At 62.1% G+C, this 22763-nt stretch carries 22 protein-coding genes; 11 read left to right on the forward strand and 11 right to left on the reverse strand.

The genetic code is table 11. The features are described 5' to 3' along the window. Nucleotides 1–88: 88 nt before the first annotated feature. The 3 genes from KUG85_RS13640 to KUG85_RS13650 are packed head-to-tail and all read right to left on the reverse strand — an operon-like array spanning nucleotide 89 to nucleotide 2232. Complete coding sequence (locus KUG85_RS13640) at nucleotides 89–736, reverse strand: TPM domain-containing protein (protein ID WP_223005585.1); 648 nt, start codon at nucleotides 734–736, stop codon at nucleotides 89–91. Nucleotide 737: 1 nt separating this feature from the next. Further along, on the reverse strand, nucleotides 738–1580 hold the full coding sequence (locus KUG85_RS13645; RefSeq protein WP_223005586.1) for a TPM domain-containing protein: 843 nt from the start codon (nucleotides 1578–1580) through the stop codon (nucleotides 738–740). 13 nt (nucleotides 1581–1593) lie between these two features. Continuing rightward, the gene (locus KUG85_RS13650; protein WP_223005587.1) at nucleotides 1594–2232 is read right to left on the reverse strand and encodes a LemA family protein; all 639 of its coding nucleotides are present in this window, start codon (nucleotides 2230–2232) and stop codon (nucleotides 1594–1596) included. A 124-nt stretch (nucleotides 2233–2356) separates the two neighbouring features. Between KUG85_RS13650 and KUG85_RS13655 the strand changes: the two genes are divergently transcribed. The 3 genes from KUG85_RS13655 (at nucleotide 2357) to KUG85_RS13665 (ending at nucleotide 4328) form a co-directional block, all read left to right on the forward strand. Continuing rightward, entirely contained in the window at nucleotides 2357–2608 is a 252-nt protein-coding gene (locus tag KUG85_RS13655) for a hypothetical protein (protein WP_065816838.1), read from the forward strand. Between the two features lie 7 nt (nucleotides 2609–2615). Continuing rightward, complete coding sequence (gene pdxY / locus KUG85_RS13660; RefSeq protein WP_223005588.1) at nucleotides 2616–3500, forward strand: pyridoxal kinase PdxY; 885 nt, start codon at nucleotides 2616–2618, stop codon at nucleotides 3498–3500. A 183-nt stretch (nucleotides 3501–3683) separates the two neighbouring features. Further along, nucleotides 3684–4328 (forward strand): carbonic anhydrase, encoded by a 645-nt coding sequence (locus tag KUG85_RS13665; protein ID WP_223005589.1) that lies wholly within the window; start codon nucleotides 3684–3686, stop codon nucleotides 4326–4328. Nucleotides 4329–4352: 24 nt separating this feature from the next. On the opposite strand, the gene KUG85_RS13670 is transcribed toward KUG85_RS13665, so the two are convergent. Both KUG85_RS13670 and KUG85_RS13675 read right to left on the reverse strand, forming a co-directional pair. After that, on the reverse strand, nucleotides 4353–5615 hold the full coding sequence (locus KUG85_RS13670) for a multidrug effflux MFS transporter (protein ID WP_223005590.1): 1263 nt from the start codon (nucleotides 5613–5615) through the stop codon (nucleotides 4353–4355). Continuing rightward, nucleotides 5612–6091, reverse strand: coding sequence for a MarR family winged helix-turn-helix transcriptional regulator (locus KUG85_RS13675; RefSeq protein ID WP_065816834.1), 480 nt, complete (start codon nucleotides 6089–6091; stop codon nucleotides 5612–5614). The genes KUG85_RS13670 and KUG85_RS13675 overlap by 4 nt, the downstream gene beginning before the upstream one ends. Nucleotides 6092–6235: 144 nt before the next feature. Between KUG85_RS13675 and KUG85_RS13680 the strand changes: the two genes are divergently transcribed. From KUG85_RS13680 to KUG85_RS13710, 7 genes are all read left to right on the forward strand, one after another. Then, nucleotides 6236–8290 carry a M3 family metallopeptidase gene (locus KUG85_RS13680; RefSeq protein ID WP_223005591.1) on the forward strand — a complete coding sequence of 685 codons (2055 nt, stop codon included), beginning with the start codon at nucleotides 6236–6238 and terminating at the stop codon, nucleotides 8288–8290. A 104-nt stretch (nucleotides 8291–8394) separates the two neighbouring features. Continuing rightward, nucleotides 8395–9963, forward strand: a complete 1569-nt coding sequence (locus tag KUG85_RS13685) for an alkaline phosphatase D family protein (protein WP_223005592.1) — start codon at nucleotides 8395–8397, stop codon at nucleotides 9961–9963. 193 nt (nucleotides 9964–10156) lie between these two features. Then, a complete protein-coding gene (locus KUG85_RS13690; protein WP_223005593.1) occupies nucleotides 10157–11086 on the forward strand; it encodes an MBL fold metallo-hydrolase in 930 nt (309 codons plus the stop codon). Nucleotides 11087–11214: 128 nt separating this feature from the next. Further along, on the forward strand, nucleotides 11215–13038 hold the full coding sequence (typA, locus tag KUG85_RS13695) for a translational GTPase TypA (RefSeq protein WP_223005594.1): 1824 nt from the start codon (nucleotides 11215–11217) through the stop codon (nucleotides 13036–13038). A gap of 31 nt (nucleotides 13039–13069) precedes the next feature. Beyond that, on the forward strand, nucleotides 13070–13822 hold the full coding sequence (locus tag KUG85_RS13700) for a class I SAM-dependent methyltransferase (protein ID WP_223005595.1): 753 nt from the start codon (nucleotides 13070–13072) through the stop codon (nucleotides 13820–13822). Nucleotides 13823–14139: 317 nt separating this feature from the next. After that, nucleotides 14140–14751: a LysE family translocator gene (locus KUG85_RS13705; protein WP_223005596.1), complete on the forward strand. Its 612-nt coding sequence runs from the start codon at nucleotides 14140–14142 to the stop codon at nucleotides 14749–14751. 4 nt (nucleotides 14752–14755) lie between these two features. Continuing rightward, on the forward strand, nucleotides 14756–15367 hold the full coding sequence (locus KUG85_RS13710) for a LysE family translocator (protein ID WP_223005597.1): 612 nt from the start codon (nucleotides 14756–14758) through the stop codon (nucleotides 15365–15367). 95 nt (nucleotides 15368–15462) lie between these two features. On the opposite strand, the gene KUG85_RS13715 is transcribed toward KUG85_RS13710, so the two are convergent. The 6 genes from KUG85_RS13715 to ccmA all read right to left on the reverse strand — a co-directional run bounded on the left by KUG85_RS13715 (nucleotide 15463) and on the right by ccmA (nucleotide 19743). Then, nucleotides 15463–16497 carry a DUF2332 domain-containing protein gene (locus KUG85_RS13715; protein WP_223005598.1) on the reverse strand — a complete coding sequence of 345 codons (1035 nt, stop codon included), beginning with the start codon at nucleotides 16495–16497 and terminating at the stop codon, nucleotides 15463–15465. A 102-nt stretch (nucleotides 16498–16599) separates the two neighbouring features. After that, the gene (locus KUG85_RS13720) at nucleotides 16600–17184 is read right to left on the reverse strand and encodes a DsbE family thiol:disulfide interchange protein (RefSeq protein WP_223005599.1); all 585 of its coding nucleotides are present in this window, start codon (nucleotides 17182–17184) and stop codon (nucleotides 16600–16602) included. Then, nucleotides 17181–17348: a heme exporter protein CcmD gene (gene ccmD / locus KUG85_RS13725; RefSeq protein ID WP_007010672.1), complete on the reverse strand. Its 168-nt coding sequence runs from the start codon at nucleotides 17346–17348 to the stop codon at nucleotides 17181–17183. Before ccmD ends, KUG85_RS13720 begins: the two co-directional genes overlap by 4 nt. Next, nucleotides 17345–18133: a heme ABC transporter permease gene (locus KUG85_RS13730; RefSeq protein WP_223005600.1), complete on the reverse strand. Its 789-nt coding sequence runs from the start codon at nucleotides 18131–18133 to the stop codon at nucleotides 17345–17347. The genes ccmD and KUG85_RS13730 overlap by 4 nt, the downstream gene beginning before the upstream one ends. Before the next feature lie 43 nt (nucleotides 18134–18176). Beyond that, nucleotides 18177–18842: a heme exporter protein CcmB gene (gene ccmB / locus KUG85_RS13735; protein WP_223005601.1), complete on the reverse strand. Its 666-nt coding sequence runs from the start codon at nucleotides 18840–18842 to the stop codon at nucleotides 18177–18179. 289 nt (nucleotides 18843–19131) lie between these two features. Continuing rightward, nucleotides 19132–19743: a heme ABC exporter ATP-binding protein CcmA gene (gene ccmA / locus KUG85_RS13740; RefSeq protein ID WP_223005856.1), complete on the reverse strand. Its 612-nt coding sequence runs from the start codon at nucleotides 19741–19743 to the stop codon at nucleotides 19132–19134. A gap of 281 nt (nucleotides 19744–20024) precedes the next feature. Between ccmA and acnA the strand changes: the two genes are divergently transcribed. Beyond that, nucleotides 20025–22721: an aconitate hydratase AcnA gene (gene acnA / locus KUG85_RS13745; protein ID WP_223005602.1), complete on the forward strand. Its 2697-nt coding sequence runs from the start codon at nucleotides 20025–20027 to the stop codon at nucleotides 22719–22721. The last annotated feature ends 42 nt before the right edge of the window (nucleotides 22722–22763 follow it).

Here is a 22763-nt window from a genome sequence, read left to right on the forward strand (position 1 = left end):
AGTTTCTTAACCATAGCTGCGTCGGGTCGACATGCGCAAGCATTAGAGCGCTCATCTTTGCGGTCACGCACAAATGGCCGAAAAGCGCTCAGATTTCCGTCAAACGGTCTTCGATTTCATTGGAATTACGCCGTCCGGCAGGAAAATGCCTGGAAAGCACCTCGCCCGCATAAGTGACTGTTTCGACGAAGCCGTCGGCCAGCGTGCCACGCCGCGCATGGTTCAGCATCAGCGCAACACCTTCGTTCCAGACACTCTGTTCGACACAGGCGTCGATCTCGTGATCGGCCACGATTTCCACATATCGTTCCGCCAACGAAACGAAGATCAGAACGCCCGTCCGGCCTTCCGTCACATGGATGTTGTGCGCGAAGAACTGGTTCTGCGCATTGTCGTGCGCCCGCCGGTATCTCAGCGCTTTGGGAACCAGAGCCACACGCAGCCCCTCAAAGGCAACAACCAGAGCGGCTGCGGCAGCGAAGGCGGCAAGCTGGGCCGCAGCGAAAACCACCGGATCGATCGAAATCCACCAGTGTCTGAGCGCAAGGGCCAGGAACGGCCCCAGAATGAGAATCGCAAGAGCGACGATCAGGCAGGCCGGGTAGAGATAGGGGTCGCTCGTCCGCGCGAGCACACAGTAGATCTCGCCCGATGTCTTTTCCTCGGCGTCACTGATTGCCCGGGCGATGCGCGCGTGCTCCGCGCCTGAAAGCCTTCTTCTGATGCGTCGCGTCATTCTACCAGCTCCCCGAAGCACCGCCGCCGCCCGACGAACCGCCGCCGCCGGAAAAGCCGCCACCGCCGCCACCACCGGTCGACCAGCCGCCCGATGAGCGCCCGCCGGAAGAGCCGCTGCCCGACTTGTTGTAATCCACCGTCATGCCGAGCCATTTGTAGCGCTTCGGACCGATCTTGCGACCGAAGATGGGTGGCAGGAACGCCATGGCAAACCCACCGAAGAAGAACGTGCCCCAGACGATGAAGAAGAGAATGACCGGCCAGGGGAGACCGTCGTCATCCTGCTGGCTGCGCCTGGCGCGCGCTTCAAGCTCGGCTGCATTGCCTTCCAGAACCATGACGATGTCATCGACCGCATCGCTGATGCCGGCGGAAAAATCGCCCGCGCGAAAGGCCGGCACCATCGTGTTTTCGATGATGAGCTTTGAGTGCAGGTCCGTCAGCGTTCCCTCAAGACCGTACCCCACCTCGATGCGCATCTTGCGGTCATCGAGCGCGACGAGGAGCAGGACACCATTGTCCTCGCCCGCCTGCCCCAGCCCCCATGCGCGAAACAGGCGGTTGGCAAACGGCTCCAGCGCCTCGCCTTCAAGGCTGCGGATCGTAGCGACGACGATCTGGTCGGAGGACTTCCGTTCGAAAGCCTCCAGCCGCTCGGTAAGCGAGCCTTCGGTCGCTGCGTCTATGATACCGGCATTGTCGACCACCCGACCGGTGAGCGGCGGCAATTCCGCAGCTGCAAGGGCCGATGCCGCGAAAACCGCGATCAGCCCGGCGACAAACGCCATCCAGGTCCCACCCCGGCAATGCGCGGTCGACGCACGCGGAAAAGCCTCCCCCATGGGTCCGTCTCCGTCAGCCGCCGCTGCTGGTCCCGAAATTGACCGACGGCACATCCATCTTGTCTTCCGGGATGGTGAAGGTCTCATAAGGCTCGTTGCCGGTGAACCAGAACATGGCCCACAGCATGGAGGGCAGCGTTTTCAGCGAGGTGTTGTAGAGCCGCACGGCCTCGATATAGTCGCGACGGGCAACGGCAATGCGGTTTTCCGTGCCCTCAAGCTGCGCCTGCAGAGCCAGGAAATTCTGGCTGGATTTCAGATCCGGATAATTCTCAACCACCGCAAGAAGACGCGACAGCGCGCCGGAAAGACCCGCCTGGCTTTCCTGAAACGCCTTGAAGGCTTCAGGATCGGTAAGCATGTCCGGCGAGATCTGGACCTGCGTCGCTTTCGCGCGCGCCTCGACAACGCCTTCAAGCACCTCGCGCTCCTGCGCGGCATAGCCCTTCACCGTCTCGACCAGATTGGGGATCAGGTCGGCACGGCGCTGATACTGGTTCAGCACCTCGCTCCATGCCGCCTTGGCCTGCTCCTCACGGGTCGGAATGGTGTTGAAACCACAGGCCGACAGCAACGGCAGCATCAGGCAGAGCGCAAGCAGGGGGAAAAGGCCGCGTGCAGGAACGGCGGCGAGCGACTTGGCAAACGACATGAAGGAGCACCTCCAGAAAATTGGTTCTCCGGACATTAGAACATGGTCCACTGATAGGAAACCAATTCCGATCAGTGCGTCCATGCTGTACGGTCGACCCTCACTCACTGCAGCGGGTTTTCGTATGGGGTCAGCACAGAAACGGGATGAGCGGGCGGAAGCGGAGTCGCGCCGCATCCTCGACCGGGTCAGCCGCGAAAGCGAAGGCAGTTCCATGATGACCCGCGCGCGCGATCACATCGCGGCAAGAGATGCGGAGCAGAACGATCCGATCGAACTCTGGGGCACACGGATCGGCAGGGCCATCGCCGTGACGACCCTGACCGCGCTGATCCTCTGGCTCCTCCTCTACGTTTTCGGCATCATCGGCGGATAAAGGCAGCATGACCACAGAAGAAAACCGGCGCGAAACACGCGCCGTGATCGTCATCTCAAGCCATGTCGCGCGCGGCAGCGTGGGAAACCGCGCAGCCGTTTTCACGCTGGAAGCGCTTGGCTTTCCGGTCTGGGCGGTGCCGACCGTCATTCTGCCGTGGCATCCAGGGCACGGCCCCGCAACGCGCATCGTGCCGGAACCCGACCAGTTCGCACGGTTTATGAACGATCTGGAGAATGCGCCATGGCTAAGCGAGGTCTCTGCCGTTCTGACCGGCTATCTGGGGAACCCGGAACAGGCAGAAGCGATCGCAGGCCTTGTGGAAACCCTGAAAGCCAGCAATCCAGCGGCACGCTATGTCTGCGACCCGGTGCTTGGCGACCGGGGCGGGCTCTATGTGCCGGAAGCAACGGCAGCAGCCATCCGCGACCGGCTATTGCCGCTGGCCGACATCGCCACTCCCAACCGATATGAGCTGGCCTGGCTCACAGGCATCGATATCGACGGCACGGAGACGGCGATCCGCGCTGCGCGAAAGGCGCCCCCTGCCGATGTGATGGTGACATCGGCCCCTGCAAGCAGCGCCGACCGGCTGGCAAATCTGCTTGTCAGTGAGACGGAAATCCTGCGTGCGGCACACGACAGCATTCCAAAAGCCCCGAATGGAACCGGCGATCTGACGGCAGCACTCTACCTCGCGCGCCTGCTTGCCGGCGAGGCGCGGGAAGAAGCGCTTGCGAAGACAACGGGATCCGTGGTGACCATCCTCAACAGGGCCACGGAACGGGGTTCGGACGAGCTCATGCTGGAAACCGACCGGCAGGTTCTCACACGTCCACAGATGGTGGTCGATATCGAACGCGTCGCGGAGCCCGTCTCCGCATCACACTGAATACGCCAGCTTTCCAGGGGCAGGCGGAAACATCCGAGATCCATATGAATGCGAGAATGTTAAACGGATAGAATAGCTCCGGGCATCTGAGAGCAGCGCATGAAAGCCATTGCATTGACGCTGTGCGTGGTTCGACATTAAACCGGATTGCCCGCCGCGCATTTTGCCGCTATTCGAAAGCTCATGACCCATCTTCCAGAACGCCTGATCGCCGGCTACCGAAATTTCATGGCCGGCCGTTACAGCTCCGAGAGCGACCGCTATCGCAAGCTGGCCAAGGATGGCCAGTCACCGCAGACCATGGTCATCGCCTGCTGCGATTCCCGGGCGGCGCCCGAAACGATCTTCGATTGCGGTCCGGGCGAACTGTTCGTCGTGCGCAATGTGGCCAATCTCGTGCCGCCCTATGCGCCGGACGGCCAGCATCACGGCACCTCGGCCGCTCTTGAGTTTGCGGTGCAGAGCCTCAAGGTGAAGCATATCGTGGTGATGGGGCACGGACGCTGCGGCGGCATTGGCGCGGCGCTCAACCCCTCGGCAGAGCCCCTTTCGCCGGGTGACTTCATCGGCAAGTGGATGGGCCTCGTAGCGCCTGCAGCCGAAGCACTGTCCGGCAACGAGCTGATGACGCCGGCAGAGCGGCAAACAGCGCTGGAGCGTATTTCGATCCGCTACCAGGTGCAGAACCTGCGCAGCTTCCCCTGTGTGAAGATACTGGAGGACAAGAGCAGGCTCTCCCTGCACGGCGCATGGTTTGACATTTCGAGCGGCGAGCTATGGGTGATGAATCCCCAGACCGGCGATTTTGAACGGCCAGAACTCACCTGACGGCCCTGCGTTCGTACGGAGCCGCTAAACCGGACCCGGAGGGCTTGGCCGCAGGGCCGTCGCCAGTGCCGGTTCCGGCAGCCGGTTCCAGATCAGCCATGAAACGATCGCCATGGCCCCCAGCGTCGGGATGATGAGCACCATTGCCAGCACCGGATCGCCGATCAGCGCCGCGATGCTGCCACCGGCAAGCCCGGTTCCCATCTGCAAAAAACCAGTGAGCGATGACGCCGAACCTGCGATGCGTGGAAATGGCGCGAGGCCCGCTGTCATCATGGCCGGCATCACGAAGGCAATGCCGAAGGCGTAAACCCCCACGGGACCCATCACTCCGATAAAACTTGGCTCGAACAGCGACAGTGAGAAAATCAGAAGCAGGCTGCCCGCGCCAATGGCGGCAAGGCCGATGGGCACCAGCCTGTAGGCTCCAAGCGACTTCATCAGAAAACGCGCCGCAACCGCGCCTGCGAAATACATGCCCGATTGCGCCAGCATGCCGATGCCGAACTCGGCCGGCGTCAACCCGACGCGGCTCATGAGAATGAAGGGCAGCACTGTCGCCTGTGTGTAGAGCGCCCCCACCGCACCGGCGATAACCAGGCTGGAAAGCATGAAATAGGCATTCCCGAGCAAAAGGCCATAGGAGTGGATCAACGCACTCGGGCTGATGCGTGACAGGTCGCGCACAACCGTCTCGCGCATGCAGAATTGTATGACCAGCGCAATCACGGCACCCGCCCCAAGCATGAGAACGAAGATTGCATGCCAGCCGGCGAGCTGCATTGTGAAGCCGCCAAGAGTGGGAGCGAAGGCGGGACCGATCGCCAGGATGATGCCGATCAGGTTCATGATGCGGGCGGAGCTTTCCTGGGTGAAAAGGTCGCGCACAACCGCGCGCGATACCGCAACGCCAACCGCAGCCCCAAAGCCCTGCATGAAACGCGCCGCGATCAATGTCTCGATGTTGGGCGACATCAGCGCAATGAAGCTCGCCACGACATAGATGCCGATAAACGCGAAGGTGACGGGCTTGCGCCCCAGCCCGTCCGACAGAGGACCGCAGAATAGCTGGGCAAATGCAAAGCCGGCGAAATAAAGCGATATGGTCATCTTGACCGCCGCTTCCGTCGTGCCGAACGCCTCCACGATCTGCGGCATTGCCGGCGTGAAGAGCGCCATCGAGACTGGCCCGAGCGCCACCAGCATTGCCCCGATGATGCTGACACGCCGCTCGCTCATGAGCGGCGGCGCGGCAACACCGTCCGATGTGTCCGCACGCAGGTTCATAAGGGCGCCTCCGCACGGGCATCGGCAGGCTTTTGCGAGATCCCGGCAAGATTGGCGCGGACGAGTTTGAGCTGCTCCAGCAGGCTTTCCCATTCTGCATGGCTGAGCGAGCCCGCAGCCTTCTTTCGCATCTCCGCAGCCACCCGGCCTATGGCCACGAGAACGTCGTCAGCCGCATCGGTGAGCTCGACCAGCTTGGCGCGCCGGTCCTTCGGATCGTTTGCACGGCGGATAAGTGCCCGCGCTTCGAGCCGGTCCAGATAACCGCTGAGCGTCATGGCCTCGACGCCCATGCGTTCGGCCAGGACATTTTGCCGGACGGCTCCAGCGCGCGCCGCATGCGCCAGGGTTCTTGCCTCACCGGGCGTTACACCAAGACCGGCCTCCGCGATCGCGCGATCCATCGTACCGCGGATCAGGCGATGGATGTCGGCAACCAGAAAACCGAAGGAATCGGGATTGACGGAGTGCGTCACGACAATTGCCCCTTATTATAAGGTAAGCTTAATATAAGCATTACATACAGTCATGATGGATCACCGTCAACTCCAGCCATTGCGCGTCTGGCAGCCAACGCCTACATCGCAGGGAGCCCACCCTTCCAACATTCTGGAACCCTCATGCAGAAATCCGCCCCAATCGATCTCGCAACGCACCCGCTGACGAACTGGACCGGCCCGCATGGCCTGCCGGATTTCTCCGCGTTCGATGACGCAGCATTCGCACCTGTGTTCGAGGCTGCCTTGAGCGCGCACGAAGCCGAGATCGCCAGGATTGCCGGCAACGCCGAAGCACCCGGCATCGGCAACACGCTGGCCGCACTGGAGCTTGCCGGAGACGCCCTGTCGAAGGTCTCTGCGGTTTTCTGGTGCCGGGCCGGCGCGCATACCAATGAGACGATCCAGACGCTAGAGCGGGAGATCTCGCCGCGTATGGCACGCCACGTCTCCGCGATCTTCATGAACGATGCGCTTTTCGCCCGCATTGACCGGCTTTACCAGGATCGTGAGGCGCTGGGTCTCGATGCGGAAGCAAGCCGCGTTCTGGAAAAAACCTGGAAGCGCTTCGTGCGCGGCGGCGCGCAACTCGATCAGGATGACAAGGCGCGGCTTGCCGCGATCAACGAGGACCTGGCCGGTCTTGGCGCGCAGTTCGGCCAGAATGTACTTGCCGACGAAAGCGGCTGGGCGCTGTTTCTGGAAGAAAGCGACCTGGCCGGGCTTTCCGACGCCCTGAAGAGCGCCATGGCCGAAGCTGCCGAAACGCGCGGTGAGAAGGGGCGGTTTGCGGCGACGCTGTCTCGCTCCATCGCCGAGCCATTCCTCGCCTCGTCAGAACGGCGCGACCTGCGCGAAAAAGTGTTCAGCGCGTTCACGAAACGTGGCGAGAATGGCGGAAAGACCGACAACTCCGACGTGATCGCCAGAACACTGAAGCTGCGCTCCGAAAAAGCGAAACTGCTTGGCTACGACTCCTATGCCGCGCTCAAACTCGACGACACCATGGCCAAAACGCCCGAAGCCGTGCAGGACCTGTTGCAACCGGTCTGGCAGAAAGCGCGCGAGAAGGCCGCCGAGGACGAGAAGGAACTGGCTCGCCTCGCCGCGCGGGAAGGGCAGAACCACGCCATCGCCCCCTGGGACTGGCGCTACTATGCCGAAAAGCGGCGCGCCGAGCGCTTTGCTTTCGATGAGAGCGCTCTCAAACCCTATCTTGCTCTGGAGAATGTCATCGCTGCTTCGTTCGATGTGGCGCATCGGCTTTTCGGACTCACCTTCGAGGAACTGAAAGCGGTGCCTGCATGGCATGAGGACGTGCGCACATTCATCGTCCGCAACGCCGATGGCTCCACGCGGGGTCTTTTCATGGCCGATTATTTCAATCGCCCGTCCAAGCGCTCCGGCGCGTGGATGAGCGCGCTTCAATCCGGCTATCGTCTGGGGGAAGGCAAGTCACCCATCATCTACAATGTGATGAACTTCGCCAAACCGCCGAAAGGGCGCCCCGCCCTGCTCTCCATCGACGAGGCGCGCACGCTGTTCCATGAATTCGGCCACGCACTGCACGGCCTGCTGAGCGATGTGACCTGGCCATCCATCTCCGGCACCTCGGTCTCGCGCGACTTCGTGGAACTGCCCTCGCAGCTCTTCGAGCACTGGTTCACGGTGCCTGAGGTGCTGCAGAAGTTTGCGCTGCACCACGAGACCGGCGAACCCATGCCCCAGGAACTGGTGGAGAAAATGCGCGCCGCCCGCACGTTCGACGCCGGCTTCGCCACAGTGGAGTTCACTGCATCCGCACTGGTCGACATGGCCTTTCACAGCCAGGCGGAAGCGCCGGACGACCCACTGCGCTTCGAAGCGGAAACGCTGGAGACCCTCGAAATGCCCAGGGCCATTGCCATGCGCCACCGCACGCCGCACTTCCTGCATGTCTTTGCCGGCGATGGGTATTCAGCCGGCTACTATTCATACATGTGGTCGGAAGTCCTAGATGCCGATGCGTTCCGTGCCTTCGAGGAGAAAGGCGATCCCTTCGATCCCGAAACGGCGGAAAAGTTGCGCCGGCACATCTATTCTGCGGGCGGCTCCGCCGATCCCGAGGAGCTTTACAAAGCCTTCCGCGGCCGCATGCCCACCCCGGAAGCCATGATGGAGAAAAAGGGGCTCGCCTGAAAGGGCTTTTGACAGTCACGGATGTGTCATGTGAGCGATAACTCACTGCAACATTGAAGCACCAGATTGCCTCCCGAGAATCAACCAGATTGAGGGAGACTGTCATGAAGTCCTTCGCAGTGAGTACCCGCCGCAAATTCCTGCTAGGAACCGGCGCAACCGCACTCGCCACCGCCGTGGGCGGGCTTGCCATGCCCGCCATCTCGCGGGCTTCTTCGCGCCCGGTGTTCACACACGGCGTCCAGTCCGGCGATGTCGACACGACGAGCGGCATGATCTGGACCCGCACGGACCGGCCGGCGCGGATCGAGTTCGAGATCTCGACCACCGAGAGCTTCGCCAACCCCTTGCGGCTACCCACCATGGACGCACTCCCGGAGAGCGATTTCACCGTCAAGCGGCTGCTCGAAAACCTCGCCTCGGACCAGGACATTTTCTATCGCATGAGGGCCGTTGATCTGAGCGACGTCTCGGCCGGTTCCGAGCCCATTATCGGACAGTTCCGGACGGCTCCGTCTGCCCGCCGTGACATCCGCTTTGCCTGGTCCGGCGATACGGCCGGTCAGGGCTGGGGCATCGACGAGACCGGCATGAAGACCTATGCCACCATGGCAAAGCATCGCCCGGATTTCTTCCTCCACTCGGGCGATACTATCTATGCCGATGGCCCGATGGAAGATGAGGTTACGCTCAAGGACAGCAGCGTCTGGAAAAACACCGTCCTGATCGACGAAAAGCGCAAGGTTGCCGAAACGCTGGATGAGTTCCGCGGCCAGTGGAAATACAACATGATGGACGATCACGTGCGCGCACTGAACGCCGTCTGCCCGACATTCTTCCAGTGGGACGACCATGAAGTGGTCAACAACTGGTCGGCCTCCAAGGATCTTTCGGAAGACGATCGCTACACCGAAAAGTCGGTGGCGCTGCTGCAGGCGCGTGCGGCGCGCGCTTTCCACGAAATGACGCCGATCCGCTACACCCCGGCAGAACCCGGTCGTGTCTACCGCAAGATCGCCTACGGGCCGATGCTCGACGTCTTCTTCCTCGACATGCGCTCCTACCGCGCCGCCAATACGGAAGGCCTGCAGGAAGCCGCCGGCGAGGAAACCCGCTTCCTCGGCGACGAGCAGATCCGCTGGCTGAAGCGCGAACTTGCCAACTCCCGCGCCACCTGGAAGGTGATCGCCGCCGACATGCCGATCGGCCTGGTGGTGCCGGATGGCGACAGGATCGAGGCGATCGCCAATGGCGACAATGCAGGCCCGAAAGGCCGTGAATTCGAGATCGCCGATCTCCTGCGCTACATCAAGAATGCCGGCATCGAAAACACGGTCTGGTTCACCGCCGACGTGCACTACACGGCAGCCCATTACTACAATCCCGACAAGGCTGCCTTTCAGGACTTCAAACCGTTCTGGGAGTTCGTGTCCGGCCCGCTTCACGCCGGCACGTTCGGGCCTAACAGGCTCGACGGGACGTTCGGACCTGAGCTCAAATATGTGAAGGCCCCCAGCGAGGAACAGGGCGCCAACCTGCCGCCTTCGGCCGGCTTCCAGTTCTTCGGTCTTGTCGACATCGACGCCACCACGGAACAGATGACCGTGCGGCTCATGGACCGCGACGACAGCGAACTCTACAAAGTGACGCTCGATCCCGTGCGCTCTGCCTGACGGACCGCGCAGATCAGCAAACCGGGGCCTCTGGTCCCGGTTTTTTTGCGCGCTTTCGAGAGATTAAGCCAACAGTTGGCTCAAACTACCAATTTATTGGAATGCCATGCCCAATTGGTCGCAGTTTGAGAAATTGCATCTTCCCCTCACCAGCATTAACTAATCTGTATCGCACGCACTCACGGAGAGCACGATGGATCAAACATACACGCCCCGCGAAGCCGATGCAGCGGCGAAGGCCACCACCGCACGGCCGGATGTGACCGTCTTCTTCGACCAGCGCACCTTCTCCGCGCAGTATGTCGTTGCCGACCCGGCAACCGGAAAATGCGCCATCATCGACCCAGTGCTGGATTTCGATGAGAAATCGGGCAGCACGTCGACGGAGAATGCCGACAGGCTCCTTGCCTTCGTTGCAGATAAGGGCCTGGAGCTGGAGTGGATTCTCGACACGCACCCCCATGCCGATCACTTTTCCGCCGCAGGCTATCTGAAAGAGAAAACCGGCAGGCCCATCGCCATCGGCGAAAAGGTCGTAGAAGTCCAGAAGCTTTGGAAAACAATCTACAACTGGCCTGATTTCAAGGCGGACGGCTCGCAATGGGACAGGCTTTTTGCCGACGGCGACACCTTCACCATCGGCTCGCTGCCGGCAAGGGTCATGTTCTCGCCCGGTCACACCCTGGCCTCGATCACCTATGTGATCGGCGATGCCGCCTTCGTTCACGACACGCTCTTCATGCCCGATTCCGGCACGGCACGCTGCGACTTTCCCGGCGGCAGCGCCAAACGGCTCTGGAAGTCCATCCAGGACATTCTCAGCCTGCCGGACGAGACCCGCATCTTCGTGGGTCACGATTATCAGCCGGGCGGGCGCGAGCCGCGTTTTGAAAGCACTGTCGCCGAACAGAAGGCGACAAACAGCCATATGTCGAAATGCGAAACGGAAGCCGATTTCGTTGCCGTCCGTGAAGCGCGCGACAGGACCCTGCCAATGCCAAAGCTCATCCTGCACGCACTGCAGGTGAACATGAACGCCGGGCAGCTCCCCGCGCCGGAGGCCAATGGCAAGCGCTATCTCAAGTTTCCGCTCAACGCGCTCGAGGGCGCAAGCTGGGGCTGATCTTGCGGCCGCCCGCGGCAGGAAGGGCAGTGAACACTTTCGCAATTGCGAAAAAACCTGTATGAGCGCGGCAACGCAACTGGCCGCGCCATGCCTTTCGCGCGCCTACCGACCCCAAAAGAGCACACATGAAACTGCGCAATATTGCGATCATCGCCCACGTTGACCATGGGAAAACGACACTCGTCGACGAGCTTATGAAGCAGTCCGGCGCCTTCCGCGACAACCAGCGTGTCGCAGAGCGGGCCATGGACTCCAACGACCTCGAAAAAGAACGCGGCATCACCATTCTTGCCAAGGCCACCTCGGTGGAATGGAAGGACACCCGCATCAACATTGTCGACACGCCCGGCCACGCCGATTTCGGCGGCGAGGTGGAGCGCATCCTCTCCATGGTGGATGGCGCTGTGCTTCTGGTGGACGCGGCCGAAGGCCCGATGCCGCAGACCAAGTTCGTCGTGGGTAAGGCGCTTAAAGTCGGCCTGAAACCGATCGTCGCCATCAACAAGATCGACCGCCCGGACGCCCGTGCCGACGAGGTGATCAACGAGGTGTTCGACCTCTTCGCCGCCCTCGACGCTACGGACGAGCAGCTCGATTTCCCGATCCTCTACGGCTCGGGCCGCGACGGCTGGATGAACTACGAGCCCGAAGGTCCCAAGGATCAGGGTCTCGCCCCGCTGTTCGACCTGGTGCTCAAGCATGTGCCCGAGCCGACCACCGAGCCCGGCCCCTTCCGCATGATCGGCACCATTCTGGAAGCCAACCCCTTCCTCGGCCGCATCATCACGGGCCGCATCGCCGCCGGATCCATCAAGCCGAACCAGGCCGTGAAGGTGCTGCATCACGACGGCACGCTTCTCGAAAACGGCCGCATCTCCAAGATCCTCGCCTTCCGCGGCCTTGAGCGCCAGCCGATCGAGGAGGCCCATGCAGGCGACATCGTCGCCATTGCAGGTCTCTCCAAGGGCACCGTCGCCGACACGTTCTGCGATCCATCGGTCACCCAGCCGATGGAAGCCCAGCCGATCGACCCGCCGACCGTGACCATGAGCTTCATCGTCAACGACTCGCCGCTCGCCGGCACCGAGGGCGACAAGGTGACGAGCCGCGTGATCCGTGACCGGCTTCTGAAGGAAGCCGAGGGCAATGTGGCGCTGAAGATCGAGGAAGCCGACGACAAGGATTCCTTCTACGTCTCCGGCCGTGGGGAACTTCAGCTCGCCGTTCTTATCGAAACCATGCGCCGCGAGGGCTTCGAGCTCGCCGTCTCGCGCCCGCGCGTGGTGATGCAGAAAGACGAAAACGGCCAGCTTCTCGAGCCCATCGAGGAAGTGGTTATCGATGTGGACGAGGAGCATTCCGGCGTCGTCGTTCAGAAGATGTCGGAACGCAAGGCCGAGATGATCGAGCTGCGCCCCTCGGGCGGCGACCGCCAGCGCCTCGTCTTTCACGCGCCCACGCGCGGCCTGATCGGCTATCAGTCGGAGCTTTTGACCGACACGCGCGGCACGGCCATCATGAACCGGCTGTTCCACGATTATCAGCCCTACAAGGGCGAGATCGGCGGCCGCGTGAACGGCGTCCTGATCTCCAATGACGACGGCGAAGCGGCAGCCTACGCCCTGTTCAACCTGGAAGATCGCGGCCCGATGGTGATCGACGCCGGCGTGAAAGTCTATCACGGCATGATCATCGGCATTCACTCCCGTGACAACGATCTGGAAGTGAACGTGCTGAAGGGCAAGAAGCTCACCAACATCCGCGCCGCCGGCAAGGACGAGGCGGTGAAACTGACCCCGCCGATCCGCATGACGCTGGAGCGCGCGCTTTCCTGGATCCAGGAAGACGAGCTGGTGGAGGTGACGCCGAAGTCGATCCGCCTGCGCAAACTCTATCTCGACCCGCACGAGCGCAAACGCTTCGAGAAAAGCCGCGCCGGCGCGGCTTGAGGTTGACCGGTTTTCCGGCCAGTTTGTTCGCATGAATGACCTGGCCGAACCGCTCTATGCCGAACCGGACATCGCGCAATTCTACGACTTTCGCGGTGCCGCACGGCCTGATCTGGCTTTCTGCAGGAAACTCGCTGGCAACGCCCGCGCGGTTCTCGACCTCGGCTGCGGAACCGGCGAACTGGCCGCTCTTGTGAACGAAGGCCGACACGTTGTCGGGGTCGATCCCGCAGCGGCTATGCTCGACATCGCGCGCGCCCGTCCAGATGGCAAGACGGTGGACTGGATCGAAGGCGATGCACGCACGATCCGACTTGATGAACGTTTCGATCTGATTGCTCTCACGGGCCATACGTTTCAGGTTTTTCTCACCGAAGCGGATCAGCGCGCGGTGATTGCAACCATCGCCGCACATCTGAAACCGGGTGGCCAGTTCATCTTCGACAGTCGCAATCCGGATTTTCCCGGCGGGAAGACCCGCACAATGGAATCGACATTGCGCCGCTTCACACACCCAGTGCATGGTGAGGTCGAAGCGTGGAATGAGTCCACCTTTGACGACGCGACGCAGATACTCAGCTACAGAAACAGCTATCGCGTGCTGAAAAGCGGTGAGTTGCATACGGCCACGGCACGCATCCGCTATACGCCGAAGAATATCATCGCAGAGCTGTTGCAGGAAAGCGGGCTTCAGGTCGAACGATGGTTTGGGGATTGGACCGGAAGCACCTTCGATCCGGCATCGAAGGAGATCATCCCGCTTGGGCGCGCAGTGCCGCAATAGCCAGTTGAAGCACGCGGTAGCATCAGGCGGACACCAATCTCGCGCCCAGCACCCTCGCCCTTCGACAAGCTCAGGATGAGGGTTACTGGGACGTGGCAGTGGCTCGAAAGGTTTATCGTCCGCGAGGATCAACCGCCCACCGCTCTGTCACCTCGACATTTCAATGGTGAGCTTACTGGCCGTCTTCAGTAACCCTCATCCTGAGCTTGTCGAAGGGCGGGGGTGCCAGGCTCAGCCGTCAACACGTCCCGCCATCCGGGTTGACAGTTTCCATACATAGCGCCCTAATCTCCCCCGTTCTCGTGGAGGAGCCCCCAATGGATCCCGCATTCCTGCTCACGGCGCTTGTCGTCGTGCTCATTCCCGGCACTGGTGTGATCTACACACTGGCCATCGCGCTTGGCCGCGGCGGGCTGGCATCCGTTTCGGCCGCGTTCGGCTGCACGCTCGGCATTCTGCCCCATATCGCAGCCGCGATCCTCGGCATCGCCGCCCTGCTACATGCCAGCGCGATGCTGTTCCAGATCGTGAAATTCGCCGGAGTGCTCTATCTCCTCTGGATGGCATGGGGCGCGCTGAAGGAGAACGGCATGCTGAATGCCGAACCCGACCGCAGCGCGATCCCGCATCGGTCGATCATCCGCCGCGGCTTCCTGATCAACATTCTGAACCCAAAACTCTCGATCTTCTTTCTCGCCTTCCTGCCCCAGTTCATTCCCGCCGAAAGCGCGCTACCCGCGCTCGATATGGCATGGCTGGGCTTCATCTTCATGGCGATGACCTTCGTCGTCTTCGTGCTCTATGGCCAGATGGCCTCGCTCGTGCGCGGCCGGGTCCTGTCGAGCCCGACCATCATGAAATGGCTGCGGCGCTCGTTTGCGGCAGCCTTTGCCGCGCTCGGCCTGCGCCTGGCTCTCTCAGCAAGGTAGAACAATGGATATCTCCGCCCTCGTCATCTTCGCCGGTGCCCTGCTTGTCGCGGCGGGCTCTCCCGGCCCCAGCATCGCGGCGCTGGTTGCCCGCGTCATCACGCGCGGCTGGCGCGATGTGTTGCCGTTCCTGGCCGCCATGTGGATCGGCGAGGGGATCTGGCTCTCCTTCGCCATTTTAGGCTTGGCCTACGTGGCGGAAACCTTCCACATGGCTTTCGTCGCGATCAAATATGCGGGCGTGGCCTATCTGCTCTATCTCGCATGGAAGATGTGGACTGCGCCCGTGGAAACGGGTGGCGAAGCCCTGCCCAATGCCGGCTCGCGCCTGCGTCTCTTCTTCACCGGCATGGCGGTCACCCTCGGCAATCCGAAAATCATGATGTTCTATCTGGCGCTGCTGCCCACCATCATCGACGTCGCCTCGGTAACGCTTGTCGGCTGGGCGGAGTTGACGCTCACCATGGTGGTTGTTCTGGTGGCGGTGGATGCCGTGTGGGTGCTTGCCGCCACGCAGGCGCGCAGGCTGCTCAAAAGCCCGCGCGCCATGCGGATTGCGAACCGCACCAGCGCCTCGATGATGGCCGGTGCTGCGGCGGCCATCGCAACGCGCTAGAGCATCGGACCGAAAAGTGGAACCCGGATTTCGGACTATTCCGATGCTCCATCAATAGTCTGGATCGCCGTGCGTCCGGATGGATGCATGGCGATCTAAAGCAACCACTCGATCCAGCGGCCATGAAAGTCGCAGCGTGCAAGATCGCGGCGCTTTCCAGTGGGCCACAGCGTGAGCGAAACCAGCGCGAATGGCTCATTCGTGTCCGAGGGCTCCATGCGCAGCCAGGCGATGGGCGGGCCGCCTGCCCGGCCAGCCGTCTCAAGCGCGGTTTCTATACGGGCCCGCGTTTCATGGTGAAGGTATTGCCACATGATCGAATGGAAAAGCACCGTGACGCGATCGGGCCGGCGGGCGGCAAGCGCGGCATCCACAAAGTCAGCGGCATCCGCCTTTTCCAGTGCGAAAGGCGTCTCGTTCGCCAGCTCCATTGCCGCGCGCAAGCGGGAAAGCCGCGCCTCCTGATCGGCCCACACATAGGAGGTCAATCGCAACCGCTGATCATCACGGGACACGTCGATGGGCGCGATGTCGCTCCCCTGGCGCGTGGCGATATCCAGCACCCCCGACAGGTCCGGGGCTGCCCCCCGCGTCTCAGGCGCCAGCCTCACGGGAGAAGCGGGGTCGCCCCATACGCTATCGCCATAGCGGTAGTGAAAGCGGTCAAACAGAAGGTTGAGCCCTGCACTCGAGCCGATTTCATAAAGGTCGAGCGGCAGGCCGGTTTCCCGCGCGATCTGGAGAAAGCCCGGCAGAAGCATCGCCGAACGGCCGATCTCATTGGTCTGTGGTGCGCTGTCCAGATTCGCGCAAAGGCACTCATCATGGCGCGCAATGGCCGCGCTCACGGCCTTTCGAAGCGCCTCAGGCGAAGCCGCGTTTGGTGGGTAGACACCGGCAAGTGCGACATCCTCACCGGCAAGCACAAGCGCGTGGAGCCCGCCACACAGACGCAGCGCCAGCGCATCCTCCCCGGCCTCGCCCGGCCAGCCGAGCACGCGCGCACCGGTGGCGGTCTCGCGGTCCAGGATTTCAGGCAGAAGCCGGCACAGTTGCGCGGTGAAGGGAGAGCCCATGCGATCGCAGGCCTGCGCCTGCTTCTCGAAATGCGCGCTGATATGGGTCGTCATACATCCCTCCTGTTTGCGGGGATGAAGACCCTAGCACGTGTTTCGCAACTCTTTTGCTGCAGTGCAGCATTTTATCTGGGCCAGAGAATATGGCGTGGCCAATCAGCCCGCCGGACGCGCCGCCAGAGCTTTTTCAATCTCGGGCATCAGATCGCTACGAATGCTCTCGGGCGTGAACGGCCCCACATGCTTGTAGCGGATCGTGCCATCAGGTCCGACGAGAAAGGTTTCAGGAACGCCATAGACACCCCAGTCGATCGCCGCGCGGCCATTCTGGTCGACACCGATGGCATCGTAGGGATTACCGAGATCGCCCAGAAACCGGCGGGCGTTTTCCGGCTTGTCCTTGTAGTTGAGTCCCGCAATCACGACGCGCTCATCCGTGGCGAGCTGCATCAGCAGCGGGTGCTCCTGACGGCATGGCAGGCACCAGGAACCCCAGACATTGACCAGCGTGACCCGGCCGCTGAAGGCCGCCGATGACAGACCGGGCAGGTTCATCCCCTCGAGCGGTGGAAGATCGGTCTGCGGCGCGGAGCGGCCAATCAGTGCGGATGGCACGAGAGAGCTATCCTTGCCGGAAAAGAGCTGCATCAGAAAGACGGCCGAAAGCGCCAGAAAAAGCAACAGCGGCAGCAGGAACAGAAGCCGCCGCGAACGGGCCGGCTTTTCGCTTGTCACGCTCATTTCTTCGGCGCCTTGCGGTCCGAGCGACGGCGAATGCCACGCTCCTCAAGCTCCTTGAGCTCTCGCTTGCGGCCGGCCTGATCGATCAGGATCCAAAGGCCGAGCCCCGCGATCACCAGCGCCGAGATTCCATAGGCGGCGAAGACATAGGCTGCGTGGGTCATCGGGCCGCCCTTTCCGCCGCCCGCGCCGAAAGCCGGCGCATGGCGACAACACGACGGCGCCAGATGTCCGCCCGCATCGCCATCAGATGCAGCGTGACGAAAAGCAGAGTAAAGCCCAGCGCGCAGATAAGCAGCGGCCACAGCAGCGAGGCGTGGATCGTTGGCCCATCGAGACGGAACACCGAGGCCGGTTGATGCAGCGTGTTCCACCAGTCCACCGAGAACTTGATGATCGGTATGTTGACGAAGCCGACGAGCGTGAGAATTGCCGCCGCCCGCGCCGAACGGCCGGGATCATCCATGGCCCGCGTCAGGGCAATGATGCCGAGATACATCAGGAACAGGATGAACACGGAGGTCAGCCGCGCATCCCAGACCCACCACGTGCCCCACATGGGCTTGCCCCAGACGGAGCCGGTGAACAGCGCGAGCGCCGTGAAAGCAGCGCCGATGGGAGCGGCGGACTTGAGCGCCACATCGGCAAGCGGATGCTTCCACACCAGTGTTCCAAGCGCGGATATGGCCATCAGCGAATAGCAGAACATGGCAAGCCAAGCGAACGGCACATGGATATACATGATCCGCACGGTGATGCCCTGCTGGTAGTCCTCCGGCGCGGCAAATGCCATGTAGAAGCCGGCAGCGAGAACGGCCAGCGAAAGACCGCCCAGCCACGGCACGAGGGTGTCGGCCAGCGAGAGAAACCGCGTGGGATTGGCGAGCGCCGTCAGGCGACCGGAGAGCGTGGAGGCTTGCGGCGTGGCGTTTGTCATGCCTGAACCCATAGCGTTGCGTGTCCTGTTCCGCAATCGAATCGATTGCCGCACATCAGTCGCCGCCCCAGCGCAGTGCAAGGGAAGCGGCCAGCGGCCCGATGACGGCAAAGAACAGCATCAGCGCGGCAAGAATGAGGAAAGGCGGCAGAAATGGATCGGGGTCGGCCACCGCCCCGCGCGCCGCCGCCACACCGAAGATCAGAACCGGGATGGTGAGCGGCAGCACGAGCACCGAGACCAGAAGCCCGCCACGCGGCAGCGCCACGGCAAGGGCCGCACCGACCGCGCCAATGAAGGTGATGGCCGGCGTGCCGACAGCCAGCGTCGCGGTTGCCGCGAGAATGCCCACCGGTTCAACATTCATGAAAAGGCCGAGCAGCGGCGTCACCACCACCAGCGGCAGAACATTCACGGTCCAGTGCGCGCAGCATTTCACGAACACCGTCACCGCCGTCATGTGCCGGCTGTCGGCCAGAAGCATCAGGTCCAGAGAGCCGTCCTCACGGTCGGCCTGGAACAGGCGTTCAAGCCCGAGAAGGCCGGCAAGCAGAGCACCGATCCAGAGAATTGCCGGGCCGATGCGCGCCAGAAGATTGAGATCCGGCCCGACGCCGAAAGGTATGACGGCGACAACGGCAAGAAAGAAGAGCACACCGGTCAGCGCCCCGTTGCCGGTGCGCACGCCAATCTGCAACTCGCGTCGGAAAAGCGCTAGCATGGGGCCACCAAAGGCGGCATTGGCGTGAGATGAACGCGAATTTCACCTGTCTGAAAGGCAGGACATTCATCCCTGCCCCCCGTCATCCCGGCCGACTGGAAGGAGAGCCGGGACCCATTGAGAGGCACGGCCGGTCTCCGAGAAACCGACAAACAGCGCCAATCGGAGCCTGCAGCGAAACGGGGCCTCGCCCCTTGGCATTCTACCAATGGGTCCCGGATAGCCCTTCGGACTTCCGGGATGACGTGCCTTGCTTCACCTCGCACCCCGCGGCGGCGGCCAAATGCCTTCATATCGCCGCCTCCCCCATGCGCAGCTCCCGCGCGCCCTTCAGGCCAAGCGGCAGATGTGTGGCAGCCACGATCATCCCGCCATCTTCGAGATGCACCGCCATCAGGTCGGCGAATTGCGCTTCCGATGCTTTGTCGAGGCCGGATGTCGGCTCATCGAGCAGCCAGACTGGGCGATAGCTCACCAGAAGCCGCGCGATGGAAGCACGCCGTCTCTGCCCCGTAGAGAGATAGCCGAAGGGCAGGTGGCCGATATCGCCGAGCCCCACCATCTCCAGCGCCTCGAACGGCGGCAGATGGGGCTCGCCCATGAACTCCTGCCAGAAGCGCAAATTTTCCTCGACGCCAAGCTCGGCCTTCATCGCATTGCGGTGACCGAGATAGTGGCAGGCAGACGCCACATCCGGAAACGCCTCCCCTCCACCGGAAAACTGCACCTTGCCCTCAAAGGCTGGCAAAAGGCCGCAGATCACGCGCAACAGCGTCGACTTGCCGGCGCCATTTGGCCCCGTGACCGTCAGCGCCTCGCCTTCACCCAGCGTGAAGGAAATGCCGGAGAACACGGTCTCGCCGCCGCGCTCACCGCCAAGCCCCTCGGCAGCAAGCCGCATCATCTGGTCGTCCTTGGGCAAAGATAAGGTCCTGAATTTTTCACGACATGGCAGATTTGCCATTTCTCACTCTAGAACTCTTCTACAAAATTCTCTATATCCGCCTCAACCACGCCAGCGGTCGGCGTGTAACTCTTTGTGCCGATACCCGCGCGCGCGCCGCCTTGAACGGCCGGGACGCTGGGGGCGGACAGCGGAAATGACCGTACCCGCACCTTTTGCGCGTGATGCCTCGAGGAGTCCGTTCCCGTTTCGGATAGCAGAACAGGATAGGATCGCCCGTGACCAAATCACTAGACAGTTTCAATTGCCGTCGCACCCTCCAGGTTGGGGATGCGGAATATGTTTACTTCGACCTCAAGGAGGCCGAGAAAAACGGTCTCGAAGGCATTTCCCGCTTGCCCTTCTCCATGAAGGTGCTGCTTGAAAACCTGCTGCGCAACGAAGACGGACGCTCGGTCACCAAGTCCGATATCGAAGCGGTCGCGGCATGGCTCGACGACCGCGGCACGGCCGGTCACGAGATCGCCTACCGCCCGGCCCGCGTGCTGATGCAGGACTTCACCGGCGTTCCCGCCGTGGTGGATCTGGCAGCCATGCGCGACGCCATGGTTTCGCTCGGCGGCGACCCGCAGAAGATCAATCCGCTGGTGCCCGTCGACCTCGTCATCGACCACTCGGTCATTGTTGATGAGTTCGGCACACCGAAGGCCTTCTCGCGCAATGTGGAGCTGGAATACCAGCGCAATGGCGAGCGCTACCGCTTCCTCAAATGGGGTCAGAAGGCGTTCAAGAACTTCCGCGTTGTTCCGCCCGGCACCGGCATCTGCCACCAGGTGAACCTCGAATATCTCGGCCAGGCAGTCTGGACGAAGGATGAGGACGGCAAGACAATTGCCTATCCTGACACCTGCGTCGGCACCGATTCGCACACCACGATGATCAACGGTCTCGGCGTGCTCGGCTGGGGCGTTGGCGGCATCGAGGCCGAAGCGGCCATGCTCGGCCAGCCGATCTCCATGCTCCTGCCGGAAGTCATCGGTTTCAAGCTCACCGGCAAGCTGAAAGAAGGCGTGACGGCCACCGATCTGGTGCTCACCGTCGTGCAAATGCTGCGCAAGAAGGGCGTGGTTGGCAAGTTCGTCGAGTTCTTCGGCGAGGGCCTCGACCATCTGACGCTGGCCGACGCCGCCACGATCGGCAATATGGGCCCGGAATACGGCGCAACCTGCGGCTTCTTCCCGGTTGATTCGGAAACGCTGAACTATCTCAATGTCTCCGGCCGTTCCAAGGAGCGCATCGCGCTGGTGGAAGCCTACTGCAAGGCGCAGGGCATGTTCCGCGAGACGGGCACCGAGCATCCGGTCTTCACCGACACGCTCGAACTCGACCTCGGCGACGTGGTTCCCTCCATGGCAGGTCCGAAGCGTCCGGAAGGCCGCATCCCGCTCGAGAACATCGCATCCGGCTTCGCCTCCTCGCTCGAGAAGGAATACAAGAAGGACCCGTCCACGCTGGAACAGCGCTGGCAGGTTGAGGGCGAGGATTACGATCTTGGCCATGGTGACGTGGCGATTGCCGCCATCACCTCCTGCACCAACACCTCGAACCCGAGCGTGCTGATCGGCGCCGGCCTGCTGGCCCGCAACGCCAACCGCCTCGGCCTCAAGCAGAAGCCGTGGGTTAAGACGTCGCTTGCTCCGGGCTCGCAGGTGGTTGCTGAATATCTGGAGAATTCCGGCCTGCAGAAGGAGCTCGACCAGATCGGCTTCAACCTCGTCGGCTTCGGCTGCACGACCTGCATCGGCAACTCCGGTCCGCTTCCGGCGCCGGTCTCCAAGACCATCAACGACAAGGGCCTGATCGCTGCCGGCGTTCTCTCCGGCAACCGCAACTTCGAAGGCCGCATCTCGCCGGATGTGCAGGCCAACTACCTTGCCTCTCCGCCGCTGGTCGTCGCCTATGCGCTCGCCGGTTCGGTCACCAAGGACCTCACCAAGGAGCCGATCGGTCAGGACAAGGACGGCAACGACGTCTATCTGAAGGACATCTGGCCCTCCAACCAGGAGATCCAGGAATTCATCCAGAAGAACGTCACCCGCGATCTCTTCGAGAAGAAATATGCCGAGGTCTTCACCGGCGATGAGAACTGGCAGGCCGTGCAGGTGCCGGAAGGCGAGACCTATGCATGGGACGACAAGTCGACCTATGTGCAGAACCCGCCCTACTTCGTCGGCATGAAGAAGACGACCGGCGATGTGAGCGACATCAAGAATGCGCGCATCCTCGGCCTGTTCGGCGACAAGATCACCACCGACCACATTTCGCCCGCCGGTTCCATCAAGGCACAGTCGCCAGCCGGCAAATACCTGATGGACAATGGCGTGGGCGTGGCCGACTTCAACCAGTACGGCACGCGTCGCGGCAACCATGAGGTGATGATGCGCGGCACATTTGCCAACATCCGCATCCGCAACCACATGCTGGGCGAAAACGGTACCGAAGGCGGCTACACGATCCACTACCCCTCCAAGGAGGAGATGTCGATCTACGACGCAGCCATGGAATACCGCAAGGAAGGCGTGCCGCTGGTGGTGTTCGCCGGCGGCGAATACGGCAACGGCTCCTCGCGCGACTGGGCTGCCAAGGGCACCAATCTGCTCGGCGTCCGCGCCGTCATCTCTGAGAGCTACGAGCGCATCCACCGCTCCAATCTGGTTGGCATGGGCGTCATTCCCTTCGTCTTTGCCGACGAAGGAACGAGCTGGTCAAGCCTCGGCCTGAAGGGCGATGAAACCGTCACCATCGACGGGCTCGAAACCATCAAGCCGCGCGCCACGGTGAACGCGAAGATCACCTTTGCTGATGGTTCGGTAAAGGAGGTCCCGCTTCTTTGCCGCATCGATACGCTGGATGAGCTTGAATACTTCAAGAATGGCGGCATCCTGCAATACGTCCTGCGCGACCTGGCCGCCTGATCCGCCCACGGGATCGCTTCAGTCAGACCGCCGGCGGAAACG

This window comes from Nitratireductor rhodophyticola (assembly GCF_019891355.1).
Classification (GTDB): domain Bacteria; phylum Pseudomonadota; class Alphaproteobacteria; order Rhizobiales; family Rhizobiaceae; genus Nitratireductor; species Nitratireductor rhodophyticola.